This window comes from Helicobacter sp. 12S02634-8 (assembly GCF_002272865.1).
Taxonomy (GTDB): domain Bacteria; phylum Campylobacterota; class Campylobacteria; order Campylobacterales; family Helicobacteraceae; genus Helicobacter_J.
On sequence record NZ_MLAP01000008.1, the window covers coordinates 27,602 to 43,430 of the forward strand.

Sequence of the window (15,829 nt, forward strand, 5' to 3'; positions counted from 1 at the left end):
AAGCCAAAATAGTGTATAATTTAGTAACAAGTCAATACAAAAGGTTACAAATGACACAAAAGAGGGCGATAGAAAAAGGGGAAATATCTTTGGTGATTGTGGCAGCTGGAAGCTCTGAACGTTTTTGTGCACACTTACCCCCCCATCAAAGGGTCAAAAAACAATGGTTACGGATTGGTAATGTGCCTTTGTGGAAAAAAGTAGCAGATGATTTCATGCAACTCTACGATTTCGCACAAACTATCATTGCTGTTTCACCCGATGATTATAGCTATATACAAAAAGCTTATGGCTATCCTGTTGTGATCGGTGGGAATACGCGCCAAGCCTCTGTGCAAAATGCCTTGCAACATATCCATACTCCCTTTGTTCTCATCAGTGACGCTGCTAGATGGTGTCTTGATGGAGATGTGATTGCTAACTTACTCAACCAAGCCAATACCCACACAGATTGTATCGCACCTTATTTGGAAGTCGCTGATACAGCCGTTTATGGTGGAACTTATATCGATAGAAAAGCTCTCAAACTGATCCAAACGCCCCAGCTTTGTCATACCCAAAAACTCAAAGACGCATTGACAAAAGGCACATTTACCGATGAAAGCTCAGCTATTTCTCATTGTGGCGGGAAAGTTAGCTATATCACAGGCAGTCCCAAGCTTGCTAAACTCACTCATGGCGATGACTTGCATAGGCTCAAAGACCTCCCTTGCGTTTCTGGAGAGATTTTTACTGGGAGTGGGTTTGATGTCCATGGTTTTGAAGTAGGTAAAAAAATGGTTTTAGGTGGAGTGGAGATGGATACAGACTTTGGCTTTAAGGCACATAGCGATGGTGATGTCGCCTTACACGCACTCACAGACGCACTGCTAGGGGCGATAGGTGGGGGTGATATCGGCGAGTGGTTCCCCGATACAGACAAGACCTATCAAAATGCCAACTCCAAGCTATTACTCAAAAAAGTCTATGACTTTGCCATCAGCATTGGCTTTGAAATCATCAACGCAGATATCACTATCTTTGCCCAAACGCCCAAAATAGCCCCCTATAAATCACAAATCCGACAAAGCATTGCCTCATTGCTTCACACAGACCTCAATCGTATCAATATCAAAGCCACCACAACAGAGCATTTAGGCTTTATCGGCAGAAAAGAAGGCATATGCACACAAGCAAATGTCCATCTCAGATTCATCGATTGGAGGGCGAAAATATGAATATTTTAATCATTGAAAATGAAACTTATCTCGCACAAAGCATAGCTTCTAAACTCGCTGATATAGGGCATGAGTGCCATATCACCTCAATCATGGATAGCAACACTAAAAACACCCACGATGTGATTTTAATCTCTTCGAGTATTTGCGGGGATCATTATGAAAAATTTATCCACAACCACGCAGATGCCATTATTATTATGATGATTTCTTATGTCAGTGATGACACCGTAAGCAAGCCCATCAAAGCAGGGGCAAAAGACTATATCCTCAAGCCCTTTATGATCGATGAATTAATCCGAAAAATCGAGCATTATCGCAGCTGTAAAGACATTGCCACTAAAATCAACTTCTATAGTTCTTATTTTAATTTCATAGAAAAAGAGCTCAATACACCCACGCCCTTCCCCTATACACCCCCCTTTGTCATCAAGAGTAATTCCCAACGCAGTGCTGATATTTATGCGATGAAATATGCCCGTGAGAAAAATATCCACTTTGAATTCTACACACTCAAAGAAGATCGATACAAAAATATACTCAAAAATCCCCCCTCAAAAAGCACAATCATCTACATCACCAACCTAGAAGAGCTCAAAAGACAAGAGAGAAAAGACTTCCTTGAGATTGCCTTAAAATATTCAATGATTATCTCTCTAGTTTCTACTGACAAAATTATTTTCCCCCAAATCATTGATATATCCCATATCCCCAACAACCACGAAATTGGGGCTGAGATTTTATCTGTCAAAGAATATGAAAAGGCTATCATCGCTAAATTTGAGGGGCGCTATCCAGATATCGAACTGGCCAAAAAGCTAGGAATGAGCCGCAAAAGTTTATGGGAAAAGAGAAAAAAATATGGCATCTCCAGAAAAAAATAAATTATTTATCGACAAAGAAGCACTCGCAGCGCTCTCTTTAGCCCAAGAGGGGCTTTTGTATCCTGTTACAACCTTGATGGATCAAAAAGAAATGGAAGCAGTCAATCAAAGTGGGCTCTATCAAAATCAGACCTTCCCCTGCCCCTTTTTGCTAAGCCCTAATGGCAAAAGAAACCAACACATACTCTCCCAAGTCAAAAAAGGCGAGGTGCTCGATATTGTCAGTGAAGGTAAGCTTGTCGGCTCAATCACAGCTTCTGAGACCTATCAAATCGACAAACTCCAAAGACTTGAAAAAATCATGGGTGGAGATCTCTCCACCACCGAAGCAGCCACGACACTCCAAAGACTTGGGGATTATGCCATCAGTGGGGAATATCAGGTCGAATTTGAAGACATCAAACAAGCCAAAAAAATCCTAGAAGAAAAAATCGCCCTTTTAGGGGCTAAAAAAATCACAGGCGTGATGATGAGTGCGAACCCTATCCATATTGCCCACGAAAGAATGCTGCGTGAAGAGTTGGCCCAATGCGATCTGCTTGTTATTTTTCTTTTGAAACCTTACAAAAAGGACTCAATTAGCTATCATTTGCGAGAAAAATGCATGCAATACATCGCCAATCATTTCTTAATCAAAGACAAAATCTGTATCATTGCCCTCGATGATACTTATCTTTTTGCAGGGCAAAATAAAATGATTCTCTATGCCATCGTGGCTAAAAATTATGGCTGCACCAAGCTCATTGTCGGGCAAAATACAGCCAATCTCTCTGTTTATTATGCTGATAACACAATCCACTCCGTTTTTGACCGCCTCCAAGGCGTTGATATCGAAACCAAAATCATCAGTGAATATGTCTATTGCTCACTATGCAAAACACTCGTAAGCAAATCTACCTGCCCACACGGACACCACCACCATACCAACTACAATGCTGAATCTATCCTAGAACTCCTCAAGCTAGGGATCCCCCCTCCTTCTATCTTAGTCAGAGATCAGATTGCAGCAATGATCCTTTCTTATCTCTATCCCAATCGCTTTTCTAATCTCAAAAGGCTTTATTATGATCTTGTGCCCTCTGATGGGATTTTACACAGCCAAAATGAAGAGGAATTTTATATCCAATTGATGCGGCTTTATCAAAATTCATTTTAATCACAGGGGGTTGTTGTGAGAGAATTATTCCTTACATTATTTTATAGTGGCAAATCTCCCATCGCATCAGGGACGATGGGGAGCTTGGTGGCTTTGGTGCTAGGGTTGCCGATTTTGTATTATGGGGCTGAAACTATTTTTTTGCTGGGGTTGCTTGTGGGGGTGGTCGCTGTGAGGCAAATAGATATTTATGAGCAAAATGGTGGAGAACACGATGATAAAAGTATCGTGATCGATGAGCTTGTAGGACTATGGCTAGCGATGGGGATTGCTGGATTTTCGCTCATAGGGATCATCGGGGCATTTGTATTTTTTCGGCTTTATGACATATGGAAGCCCTCTTTGATTGGCAAAATAGACAAAGAAGTCAAGGGGGGTCTTGGTGTTGTGGGAGATGATGCCCTAGCAGGGCTATTAGCAGGTATCAGCACGCTCATTGTTGTCAAATTCATATCCATATTTTTATCCCCAATTTTATAGGATAAATGGAGCAAAATCTGACCCCATGAGTCATAACTAGATAGCTATAGTCTATAGATAGTTTAGGCTATGGCAAAATCTTATAATTCAAAACCCTCCCTCTGAAATACAGAGGGGCAATGAAAGAATACAGAGGATAAAAACAAATAGCAGAACAAATAATAGCAATAAAATCCAATCAGCCTTTGCGTTTTTCGACAATTTCTTTAGCGATATTTGCAGGAACTTCCCCATAATGGTCAAATTCCATTGAATAAGTCCCTCGCCCTTGGGTCGCAGAACGCAAATCTGTAGAATACCCAAACATTTCAGCAAGTGGAACAAATGCATTGACAATCTTAAGTCCCATTCTATCGTCCATTGAGTTGATTTGCCCTCTCCTACGATTAAGATCTCCAATCACATCACCCATATATTCCTCAGGGACTTCAACTTCAACCTTCATCATTGGCTCAAGCAACACAGGATTAGCACTCCTGCAAGCATCTTTGAACGCCATTGAACCAGCGATTTTAAACGCCATCTCAGAAGAATCCACATCGTGATAGCTTCCATCATACAATGTGACTTTAAAATCCACAACAGGATAACCCGCTAAAACACCACTTTGCATTGCTTCTTGGATACCTTTATCGACTGCAGGGATATATTCTTTGGGGATAACTCCACCAGAGATTTGATTGACAAACTCATAGCCACTGCCCGCGTCTTTAGGCTCTAGCTTGATAAAGACATGTCCATACTGCCCTCTACCACCAGATTGTTTGGCATATTTGCATTCTTTATTGACAGCACTGCGGATTGTTTCTCTAAAGGCCACTTGGGGCTGACCGATCTCGGCTTCGACCTTAAATTCTCTTTTCAAGCGATCGACAATAATCTCTAAATGCAACTCGCCCATACCTCCAATGAGTGTCTGGCCTGTTTCTTCTTGAGTGCTGACCCTAAAGCTCGGATCTTCTTCAGCAAGCTTGCCTAAAGCAACGCCCATTTTTTCTTGATCGGCCTTGGTTTTTGGCTCTACTGCAATATGGATAACAGGTTCAGGGAATTCCATTCTCTCAAGGATTACAGGGGCTTTTTCATCACAGAGTGTATCCCCTGTCAGAGTGTCTTTCAAGCCCACAAACGCACAAATCTCGCCTGCATAGACTTCTTTAATATCTTCGCGTTTATTGGAGTGCATTTTCAAAAGTCGTCCCACACGCTCTTTTTTGCCCTTTGTAGAATTCAAGACATAGCTACCTGATTCAAGCATACCTCTATACACACGCACAAATGTGAGCTGCCCCACAAAAGGATCTGTCATGATTTTAAAAGCAAGTCCAGCAAACTCCCCATCATCAGTTGATTTGATATGTATCTCTTCTTCTGTTTTAGGGTCAATGCCCTTAATATCCATGACCTCAGTGGGCGCGGGCAAAAACTCTACCACGGCATCTAAAAGTGTCTGAACGCCCTTGTTTTTGAACGATGACCCACAAAGCATTGGGATCAAACTCATATTATGGCAACCAATTTTAATGCCCTTTTTGATTTCTTCGACACTGAGTTCTTCGCCACTTAAATATTTTTCCATCAAGGTTTCATCTTGTTCTGCAGCTGCTTCAATCAGCTTTTCTCGGTAAGATTCGGCCTTTTCTTTGAGTTCAGAAGGTATCTCTTCAATATCATACTGAGCACCCATTGTTTCGTTATTCCAAACAATAGCTTTCATTGCAATCAAATCAATCACGCCCTTGAAGGTGTCTTCTGCACCGATGGGGATATTGATAGGGATCGGGTTGGCTTTGAGTCGTTGGGCGATTTGGGATTCGACATTATAGAAATTTGCTCCGATACGATCCATTTTATTGACAAAAACCATTCTAGGGACGCCATATTTATTTGCCTGTCGCCAAACGGTTTCGCTCTGAGGCTGCACACCTCCCACAGAACAAAACACTGCAACAGCACCATCTAAAACCCGCATAGATCTCTCCACTTCAATGGTAAAATCTACGTGTCCGGGAGTGTCTATGAGATTGATTTGATGGTCTTTCCAAAAGCAAGTAGTGGCCGCAGAAGTGATGGTAATCCCTCTTTCTTTTTCTTGCTCCATCCAATCCATCGTCGCAGCACCATCGTGCACCTCACCAATTTTATGACTCACGCCTGTATAAAAAAGTATCCTTTCAGAGGTGGTGGTTTTTCCAGCATCAATATGTGCAGCAATCCCAATATTTCTGATCCTGTTTAATGGTGTTTTTCGTGCCATTTGTGTCCTTGTGTCAAAATTTTATTTTATCAAATTGAGCGAAGAATAATAAAGAAGAAAGGCGAGAATCTCGCCAAATCACCAACGATAGTGAGCAAAAGCCTTATTCGCCTCAGCCATTTTATGCACATCTTCCTTTTTCTTAAATGCTGCACCTTTATCATTAGCAGCATCGATTAATTCATTTGCGAGTCGGTCTGTCATTGTTCTTTCGTTTCTTTTTCGTGTGGCTTCAAGTATCCAACGAATAGACAAAGACTGCTGCCTTACAGGTCTGACTTCTACAGGAACTTGATAAGTAGCACCCCCTACCCTCCTGCTCCTGACTTCAACCAAGGGCTTGACTTTTTCAAGGGCTTTTTCAAAGATTTCAATACCCTTTTCTCCACTTTTTTCTTCTATCTTGCCAAAAGCTGCATAAATCACTTTCTCAGCAATACTTTTTTTGCCATCATACATCATTTTATTGATAAATTTAGTCACGACTTTATTGTTATAAATAGGATCACCCAAAACTTCTCTTACAGGAGCCTTTCTTCTTCTCATTGATTACCTTCCTTATTTTTTATCTGCACCAGCTTTTGCCTTCTTGGCACCATACTTACTTCTAGAAACCGTTCTTTTAGCGACACCTGCAGTATCCAATGCACCTCTGATGATATGATACTTCACACCAGGTAAATCTTTGACCCTACCACCTCTTACCAACACAATGGAGTGCTCTTGGAGGCTATGTCCTTCACCAGGGATATAGCTAATCACTTCTACTTTGCTTGTAAGGCGAACTTTAGCGACTTTTCGCAAAGCTGAGTTTGGTTTCTTGGGAGTTGTCGTATAGACACGAGTGCATACACCTCGTCTTTGGGGGCATTCCAACAGAGCTGGTGACTTAGTTTTTCTGATCGCCTTTTTTCTTTCTTTCCTGACTAACTGATTGATGGTTGGCACTATTTGATTCCTTTTTCTAAAATTTAAATTAAAAATGGTCTAATTCTACCCTAAAAAGTCTTTTATTTATCTTAGAAATGCACAAAATTTCAATCTTGTGCATCTGCTTTGACAACAAATCTCTTGTTTTTATAAAGCCCTGTTCCCACAGGTATCATTCTACCCAAAACGACATTTTCCTTCAGATCTTCTAAAAAGTCTTTTTTGGCTGCGATACTTGCTTCAGTCAAGACCTTAGTGGTTTCTTGGAACGAAGCTGCAGAAATGATACTATCACTACCGATTGCTGCGCGAGTGATCCCTAGCAAGACAGGTTCAGCAATAGCAGGCTCACCACCCAAACGGATAGTTTTTTCATTTTCTTCTTTGAAGTGCCGCTTACTGACCAAATCCCCTTCAATAAACTTTGTATTGCCACTATCAATAATTTTGACTTGGCGCAACATCTGTGAAACAATGATTTCTATATGCTTATCAGCAATGCTCACCCCTTGTCGGCGATAAACTTGCTGCACCTCACTGACAATGTATTTATGGAGCTCTTTCTCACCACTAATCCTTAAAATATCATGACTAGAAACAACTCCCTCAGTCATCGCCTCACCTGCGTGGACGAACTCATCGGTATGGACTAAAATCTGCTTATTTTTATCGACGAGATATTCTGCAATCCTGCCATCATCGGCTGTAACGATAATTCTTTCTTTGTTTCTGATGGGCTTACCAAAGCTCACAACCCCATCAATCTCTGAAAGGATAGCAATATCTTTGGGCTTTCTGGCTTCAAAGAGCTCAGAAACTCGGGGAAGACCCCCTGTAATATCTCTTGATTTGACCGTGGCTTTAGGGGTTTTTGCCAAAATATCTGCAACTTCGACCCGAGCACCCTCTAGCACAGAAATAGATGTCTTGGGCTCTAGTGCATAACGCAAGACTTCGCCATTGCCTACATCAACCAAAATAGCGGGTTTATAGCCTGCGGGAATATATTCATTGACCACAAGATTTGTGATACCTGTGTTTTCGTCTTCTTTTTCTGCTACCGTTACGCTAGGGATTATATCTTCAAACTTCACTACACCTGCCTTATCAGCGATGATAGGGTTGTTATAAGGATCCCAAAGAGCAATCACATTTTTGCTAGCTACATCAGGTTGCGCAATGAGTGTATTGGCTTCAACAGGGCTATTATCATCGATCAAGATTTTTGAACTTCTGGCTAGATAATGTCTGATGGCCTCTCGGTCATTCCCATCAGCTACAACAGCAAAAATACCTTTTTCTTTGACAATATCCCCTGCCTTGATGTTTTTGGTTCTCTGCAAATGATCGGCTTCTAAGAAATAATATTTGACAACACCTTGCTCCTTAGCATAGATATTTTGAGCGATAGGTGCGTTATCATCGACAACTATTTCACTCGCATAAGGGATACGATTGGGGATATTCCAGCCATCTTTGATAATATCTACGATACTGCCCCCTGCTTTGACTTTATGGCCTGTGCCATAAGGCAAATAGATTTTGCCCTCAATCTTCCCGCTAACCCCTGCTAACTCATTGGGCTTTGCAACATCGCCTTTTCTGAGGATAAATCGCGCTTCTTGCTTCTCGCTGACTACACTCACGATCGTTTCATCGTGGGCACTATCAATTTTAAGCACACCATCAAAAGGAGCTTTGATCTTAGGCTCGACCACCAAGACAGCTGCATTTCTTCTGTTGGCTACAATGTTCTTGCCCTCTTTGTTTTTGTAGGTTTTGAGATTATAATACCTGATGAAGCCCTCATTTTCTGCGAGAATCTCGCGCTCTTCTTGGCTTCTGGATGCTGTCCCTCCGACGTGGAAAGTCCTGAGTGTGAGCTGAGTGCCAGGCTCACCGATGGATTGGGCTGCAATCACCCCTACTGCCTCGCCAGGTTTAGACATTTTGCCCTCACCCAAGTTGAGTCCATAGCACTTCGCACACACGCCTTTTTGCGCCTTGCAAGTGACAGGAGTGCGGATAATGACAGATTTCACACCTGCTTCAGTGATTTTTTTGGCCTTTTCTTCATTGATCAAAGTGCCTGCACTCAAAAGGATTTCATTTGTGATAGGATCGATGATATCTTCAGCAAGCACCCGACCAAAAATCCTCTCTTCTAAAGGCTCAATCAGCTCGCTCCCCACGGTGATATCTGTGATTTCAATGCCCTCGTGTGTGCCACAATCTTCCATCACAACCTTGACATTTTGAGAAACATCGATAAGCTTTCTTGTCAAATACCCCGCATTAGCAGTTTTCAAGGCTGTATCAGCCAGACCTTTTCTAGCTCCGTGTGTAGAGTTAAAATACTCCAACACATTTAAGCCCTCTTTGAAGTTAGAGATAATCGGAGTTTCAATAATCGTGCCATCAGGTTTGGCCATCAGACCCCGCATAGCAGAGAGCTGTCTGATTTGTGCAGCTGAACCCCTAGCCCCTGAATCTGCCATCATATAAATCGAGTTGAAACCACCCTTATCAGCCTCAACCAACGCCATCATCTCTTTACTCATTTTATTGTTGGTATCTGTCCAAATATCGATGATTTTATTGTATCTTTCTTGTTCTGTAAGCAAGCCCTGATCGTATTGGACTTGGATTTTCTTGACTTCATTTTTTGCTGCATTGACTACTTTTTGCTTGTCGTTTGGCACGATAATATCAGCTGCTGATATAGAAATCCCCGCTTTTGTGGCATATTTGAAGCCTAGATTTTTGAGATTATCCAAGAAAGTCGCTGTAATCCCGATACCACCTTCTTTATAAACATAATCAATCAATACACTGATGTCTTTTTTCTTCATCACTTTATTCCAAAGGCTTGTAGGGACAAAATCAGGCAAAATCGATTTCAAAATCAATCTACCTGCAGTCGTATAAAGCACTCTGCGATCAATAACTGTCCTGATTTTAGCGTTGATATCAAGCTCTTGGGCATCAATAGCTATCATGATTTCATCAATATTGCCAAATAGTTTGTGCTCGCCTTTGACCTTACTGCGCTCTAAAGACAGATAATATAGCCCCAATACCATATCTTGGCTTGGCACAGCCACTGCCTTACCACTTGCAGGGAGCAAGATATTCATTGAACTCAACATCAAAACCTTGCACTCTGTGATGGCTTCTTGAGATAGTGGCACATGCACTGCCATCTGATCCCCATCAAAGTCAGCGTTGAAAGCTGAACATACCAATGGGTGTAGCTGTATGGCCTTGCCATCTATGAGCTTGGGGTGGAAAGCTTGAATCGATTGTTTGTGTAATGTCGGTGCACGATTGAGCAACACAGGATAGCCCGCAACAATCTCTTGGAGGCACTCCCAAACTTCGTTTGCCTTTTGTTCGATCATCTTTTTAGCTTGTTTTAAGGTCGTCGCATAGCCCTTTTCTTCAAGCTTTGCCAACAAATGGGGTTTGAAAAGCTCCAATGCCATATTTTTAGGCAAACCACATTCGTCCATTCTCAAGTTAGGGCCTACGACAATAACGCTCCGTCCAGAGAAATCCACACGCTTCCCAAGGAGGTTTTGTCGGAATCTGCCCTGCTTGCCTTTGATGATTTCTGAGAGGGATTTTAAAGGTCGCTTGTTAGCACCTTTGACAGCATTAGCATTTCTGCCATTATCAAAGAGCGCATCTACAGCTTCTTGCAACATTCTCTTTTCATTGCGCACAATAATCTCAGGGGCATCTAACTCCATCAATCTCTTTAAGCGCTGGTTTCTGTTGATAACTCTGCGATACAAGTCATTGACATCACTAACAGCAAACTTCCCACCATCAAGCGCGACTAAAGGACGCAAATCAGGTGGCAAAACAGGCAACACTGTGAGCATCATCCACTCAGGGCGATTGCCCGAATTCAAAAAGCTTTCAACAACTTTCAAGCGCTTGATAATCGTCTTTTTCTTTGCTTCAGAATTGGTGTTTTTGATCTCTTCTCTGAGGTTTTGGAGTAAGACCATCAAATCAAGCTGCTCTAGCAGATCCTTCACCACTTCCCCACCCATCTGTGCGACAAAGCCCTTGTCTTCAAAGCGCTGATGGATATTCTGATATTGCTCTTCATTTAAGACATCATATTTCATCACAGGTTTTGTGGATTCATTATCATAAAACGCCTCGCCAGGCTCGCTGACAATGTAGGCTTCATAATAAAGCACACGCTCTAAATCCTTCATTTTCACGCCCAACAATGTGCCAATTCTGCTAGGTAGAGAGCTGACATACCAAATATGCGCAACTGGTGTGACAAGCTCGATATGCCCCATACGAGAGCGCCGAACCTTAGAGCTCGTGACTTCTACACCACATTTTTCACACACAGTGCCCTTATATCGAGGTTTTTTGTATTTACCACACAGACATTCATAATCTCGCACAGGGCCAAAAATTTTGGTGCAAAATAAGCCATCTCGCTCGGGCTTGAGTGTCCTATAATTAATGGTTTCAGGCTTTTTAACCTCACCACGGCTCCATTCTTTGATTTTCTCAGGGCTTGCTAGGACTAATTGGAAAGAATTGAAATCTTTTGGGCGCTCTTCTTCTTTGATGGCAATGGGCTCTGGAAGACCATATTCATCGCATTGATCGCCAAAAATATTCACATCTAAAGCCAAAGACTGCAATTCTTTTGTCAAGACATAAAAAGTTTCTGGAATCTCTGATTCTCCGACGTGCTCACCCCTTGTGATCGCTCGATAGGCATTTTCTCTACCTTTGATATCATCAGACTTGACTGTGAGCATTTCTTTGAGTGTATGGGCAGCTCCATACGCCTCTAATGCCCAAACCTCCATCTCACCAAACCTCTGCCCACCAAAGAGTGCCTTACCGCCTACAGGCTGCTGTGTGACTAGTGAGTAAGGTCCTGTGCTTCTAGCGTGGACTTTTTCATCGACAAGATGGTGGAGTTTGAGCATATACATATAGCCCACATTGACCCTCTCACGCATCTTTTCACCTGTTTTGCCATCATAAAGATCTGTTTTGCCATCAATGGATATTTTTGCCATTTCAAAAAGTTTATTGAATTTCTCTTGTGATATCCCCTCAAACACAGGAATAGCAAACTTAACTCCATTGCTCCAATCCCTTGCATAGCCCAATAACTCTTCATCATCGCACTGCTTGAGAACTTCGATAATTTCAGGTTCATTGTGATTGACAGCCTCAGCAATTTCTAACATCTTTTCTCTGAGTTTTTTAGCAAAATTGGCTGTTTGTTTCTCAAAAAGCTCAGCTATCTGATTACCAAACTCTTTACCCACAAGCCCTAAATGCACCTCCAATATTTGACCGATATTCATACGACTAGGCACGCCCAAGGGATTGAGCACAATATCAACGGGCTCACCATCTGCTGTATAAGGCATATCCACAGCTGGCACGATATTAGAAACAATGCCCTTGTTCCCGTGTCTTCCAGCCATTTTATCCCCAACTTTGAGTTTTCTTTTGGTTGCAATATAGATTTTGACTTGCTTGACAACCCCACTGGGCAAAATATCATCTTTCTCTAAGATGGAGAGTTTTTCTTCGTGCTCCTCACCCAAGGTCTTTTTTTGCTCCAAGAAGTTTGTCTTGATTTGTTCATATTTGCCTTGCACGCCCTTTGAATAGCTCTTGATGAGTGTGTTGAGTGCAAAGCGATTGATAGAGGCAATCTCTTCTTTGGGGATAATCTCGCCTTTTTTGTATTTTTTTTCATTGATAGTCGCATCAGCACTGAGCTTTTCTTTTGAGAGCATTAGACCAATACGCAACATCTCTTCTTTATTCAGCATTGTCAAGCGATCGTGGTGTTCGATATCTAAGATGGATTTTTCTTCTTCATAGGCACTGATAGCCCTAGAATCTTTTTCATAACCCTTTTTGGTGAAAATCTTCACGCCCACAACAGTCCCCTCTAATGATGGGGGGCAATAGAGCGATTTATTGACAACATGCCCTGCCTTTTCCCCAAAAATAGCCCGCAAAAGCCTTTCTTCGGGAGTGGGCTTCACTTCACCTTTTGGAGAAACCTTACCCACAAGTATCATACCCCCACTGACATAAGTCCCTATCTTGACAATACCACTGCTATCAAGATGGGCTGTTTCTTCTTCTCTGATGTTGGGGATATCAGAAGTGATCTCTTCGACACCGTGTTTGAGCTCTCTGGCTTCGATCTCTTTTTCATAGATATGGATAGAGGTAAATGCATCTTCACGGATAACTTTTTCACTCACAACAATCGCATCTTCAAAGTTATAGCCGTTCCAAGGCATAAAAGCAACACGGATATTTTTACCCAACGCAAGCTCTCCATTATCCATACTCGGACCATCAGCAATGATTTGATCGACTTGGACTTTATCGCCGATTTTGACAATAGGTTTTTGTGCAAAGCTTGTGTTTTGGTTGGTTCGGAGGTTTTTTTGCAAAGCATAGGTATCGATATAAGCTCCATTTTCATCTTCACCCAAGACATAAATATTTTTCGCATCGACTTTTTCTACGATACCTGCTCTTGTGGCTTTGATAGCCTCCCAAGAATCTCTAGCAATGATTTTTTCTATCCCTGTCCCAACAATAGGTGCGTCTGGCTTGAGCAATGGCACAGCTTGACGCTGCATGTTTGACCCCATCAAAGCGCGGTTGGCATCATCGTGCTCTAAGAAAGGGATCAAAGAAGCAGCCACACCCACTAGCATTCTAGGACTGAGGTCGATGAGTGTAACCTTGCTCTTTTCATTGAGCATGATCTCCCCACCAACTCTTGTTTCAATCAAATCTTCAACAATCGCTCCCTTATCATTGAGCTTTGTGCTTGCTGGGGCGATGATATGCCCATCTTCTTGCGTGGCAGTCAAATAGATGATTTCATCTGTCACTTTGCCATTAATGACCTTTTTATAAGGGGCTTCGATGAAGCCCAAGTCATTGACGCGTGTAAAGGTAGAGAGCGTATTGATCAGACCGATATTTTGACCCTCTGGTGTTTCAATCGGACAAATCCGCCCATAATGAGTAGGATGCACATCTCGAGCTTCAAACCCAACCCTTTCTTTGACCAAACCACCCTCACCGAGTGCTGAAAGTCTGCGTTTGTGTGTAACTTCTGAGAGGGGATTTGTCTGATCCATAAACTGAGAGAGCTGACCACCTGTGAAAAACTCCATGATTGTGCTTGTGATCATCTTGGAATTGATGAGATCATGGGGCATGATCGTATCAAAAGCACCGCTCATAGTAGTGAGCTTATCTCTGATGGCTTTTTGCATCTTAACAAGTCCAGTATGCAGTTCATTGGCTAAAAGCTCCCCAATCGCTCTAATTCTTCGGTTACCCAAGTGATCTCTATCATCAATCCTGCCTTGAGCGTTCTTGACCTTGACAAGATATTTCACGGTTTCTATGATGTCTTCGTGGGTCAAAACGGTCACATAATCAGGCACATTGAGCCCTAATTTGTGGTTCATTTTCATTCTACCTACGCGCGTGAGATCATAGCGCTCTGGTTCAAAAAACAGCTGCTTGACAAACTGCTTGGCAACTTCTTTAGTAACAGGCTCTCCAGGTCGCATTACCTTATAAATTCTGATAGCTGCTAAGTCGTTTTCATCATCGATTTTTTCTGTCTGTTTTAAGAGCTTCAAAGACTCTGCATCTGCAACAAAAGAATGGATAATAGAAGCATCATAACCCAACGCCAAATCATTAGCAATCACAAAATCTTTGACTTTGATTTCTGAGATTTTTTTGAGCTTGCTCTCATCGATTTGGGTCAAGGTATCAAAGAGAATTTCTCCAGTTTTTTTGTCAATGATTGGCTCAGCAAGATGGCGATTGAGCAAGATATCTATGGGGTATTCTATCCACTCCAGACCCTTTTCTTGGAGATCTTTTGCCTTTTTGGCAGTGAGCCTTTTGCCTGCAGGGATTACGATATCACCATCAGAGTTTCTGATATCAAATTCTACCCTACCATCAAAATCTTTAGCATTAAAAGGAATCAAATATTTTCCTTTTTCAAAGCGAACTTTTAACAAAGGATAAAAAATCTTAATAATATCTTGCTTGCTATAGCCCATTGCTCGGAACAATATTGTCACAGGAACCTTGCGACGTTTGTTGATCCGAACAAATAAAGTATCTTTGGCATCGTATTCAAAATAAAGCCACGAGCCTCTATCGGGGATAATCTGCCCTGTATAGATGAGCTTGTTGAACGAGGTGATGGATTCTTCTTCTTTAAAAATAACCCCTGGGCTTCGGTGTAATTGATTGACCACAACGCGTTCAACTCCATTGATGATAAAAGAGGTTCTATCAGTCATCAATGGGATTTCACGGATAAAGATACTTTGTTCTTTGATATCTTTTGCACCGATTCTTTCACCTTTTTCATCTTTTTCCCATAAAATAAGTCTGATTTTTATTTTCAAAGGGATTGCATAAGTGATACCTCTCTCCATCGCTTCACGCACCGTATATTTAGGCTTTCCAAACTCGCACCCAGCATATTCTAAAGTAATTCGATTTTGAGCATCTTGAATAGGAAAAATAGATTTGAAAACTTTCTCTATCCCACTTTCTCTATCGTCTTTTGATGACAAAAAAGAATCATAACTATCCCTTTGCAATAGCAGTAAATTTGGCACTTCCAAACTTTGGGGCAACTTTGTAAAATCTATTCGTAATCTATTTTTTGTTTTAATTCTTGTTGGCATATCTTTAAACCTTCGTTCGGTGGAATTTAGAAGAGTCAAACACTCCAAATAAATCTAGTTCTGATTGTGAATTAAAATTACTTGGAGTGTCTATAAATACAACAACCCAAAAATAGAAAAGCCTATTTTTGGGTATTTAA

At 41.7% G+C, this 15,829-nt stretch carries 8 protein-coding genes; 4 read left to right on the forward strand and 4 right to left on the reverse strand.

Annotated elements, in window-relative coordinates; translation table 11 throughout:
- Positions 1 to 50: 50 nt before the first annotated feature.
- From BKH46_RS06090 to BKH46_RS06105, 4 genes are read left to right on the forward strand one after another with little or no spacing between them, the layout of a single operon-like run.
- Complete coding sequence (locus BKH46_RS06090) at positions 51 to 1,217, forward strand: bifunctional 2-C-methyl-D-erythritol 4-phosphate cytidylyltransferase/2-C-methyl-D-erythritol 2,4-cyclodiphosphate synthase (protein ID WP_095225952.1); 1,167 nt, start codon at positions 51 to 53, stop codon at positions 1,215 to 1,217.
- Positions 1,214 to 2,101 (forward strand): response regulator, encoded by an 888-nt coding sequence (locus BKH46_RS06095; RefSeq protein ID WP_095225953.1) that lies wholly within the window; start codon positions 1,214 to 1,216, stop codon positions 2,099 to 2,101. The genes BKH46_RS06090 and BKH46_RS06095 overlap by 4 nt, the downstream gene beginning before the upstream one ends.
- Positions 2,079 to 3,257: a sulfate adenylyltransferase gene (locus BKH46_RS06100; protein ID WP_095225954.1), complete on the forward strand. Its 1,179-nt coding sequence runs from the start codon at positions 2,079 to 2,081 to the stop codon at positions 3,255 to 3,257. Before BKH46_RS06095 ends, BKH46_RS06100 begins: the two co-directional genes overlap by 23 nt.
- 15 nt (positions 3,258 to 3,272) lie before the next feature.
- A complete protein-coding gene (locus tag BKH46_RS06105) occupies positions 3,273 to 3,737 on the forward strand; it encodes a phosphatidylglycerophosphatase A (RefSeq protein WP_095225955.1) in 465 nt (154 codons plus the stop codon).
- 178 nt (positions 3,738 to 3,915) lie between these two features.
- Here BKH46_RS06105 and fusA read toward each other — a convergent pair whose 3' ends face one another.
- The 4 genes from fusA to BKH46_RS06125 form a co-directional block, all read right to left on the reverse strand.
- Positions 3,916 to 5,994 (reverse strand): elongation factor G, encoded by a 2,079-nt coding sequence (gene fusA, locus BKH46_RS06110; RefSeq protein WP_095225956.1) that lies wholly within the window; start codon positions 5,992 to 5,994, stop codon positions 3,916 to 3,918.
- Positions 5,995 to 6,072: 78 nt separating this feature from the next.
- On the reverse strand, positions 6,073 to 6,540 hold the full coding sequence (gene rpsG, locus BKH46_RS06115; protein ID WP_095225957.1) for a 30S ribosomal protein S7: 468 nt from the start codon (positions 6,538 to 6,540) through the stop codon (positions 6,073 to 6,075).
- 12 nt (positions 6,541 to 6,552) lie between these two features.
- Complete coding sequence (rpsL, locus tag BKH46_RS06120; protein WP_095225958.1) at positions 6,553 to 6,942, reverse strand: 30S ribosomal protein S12; 390 nt, start codon at positions 6,940 to 6,942, stop codon at positions 6,553 to 6,555.
- An 89-nt stretch (positions 6,943 to 7,031) separates the two neighbouring features.
- Positions 7,032 to 15,689 carry a DNA-directed RNA polymerase subunit beta/beta' gene (locus BKH46_RS06125; RefSeq protein ID WP_095225959.1) on the reverse strand — a complete coding sequence of 2,886 codons (8,658 nt, stop codon included), beginning with the start codon at positions 15,687 to 15,689 and terminating at the stop codon, positions 7,032 to 7,034.
- Positions 15,690 to 15,829 lie beyond the last annotated feature (140 nt).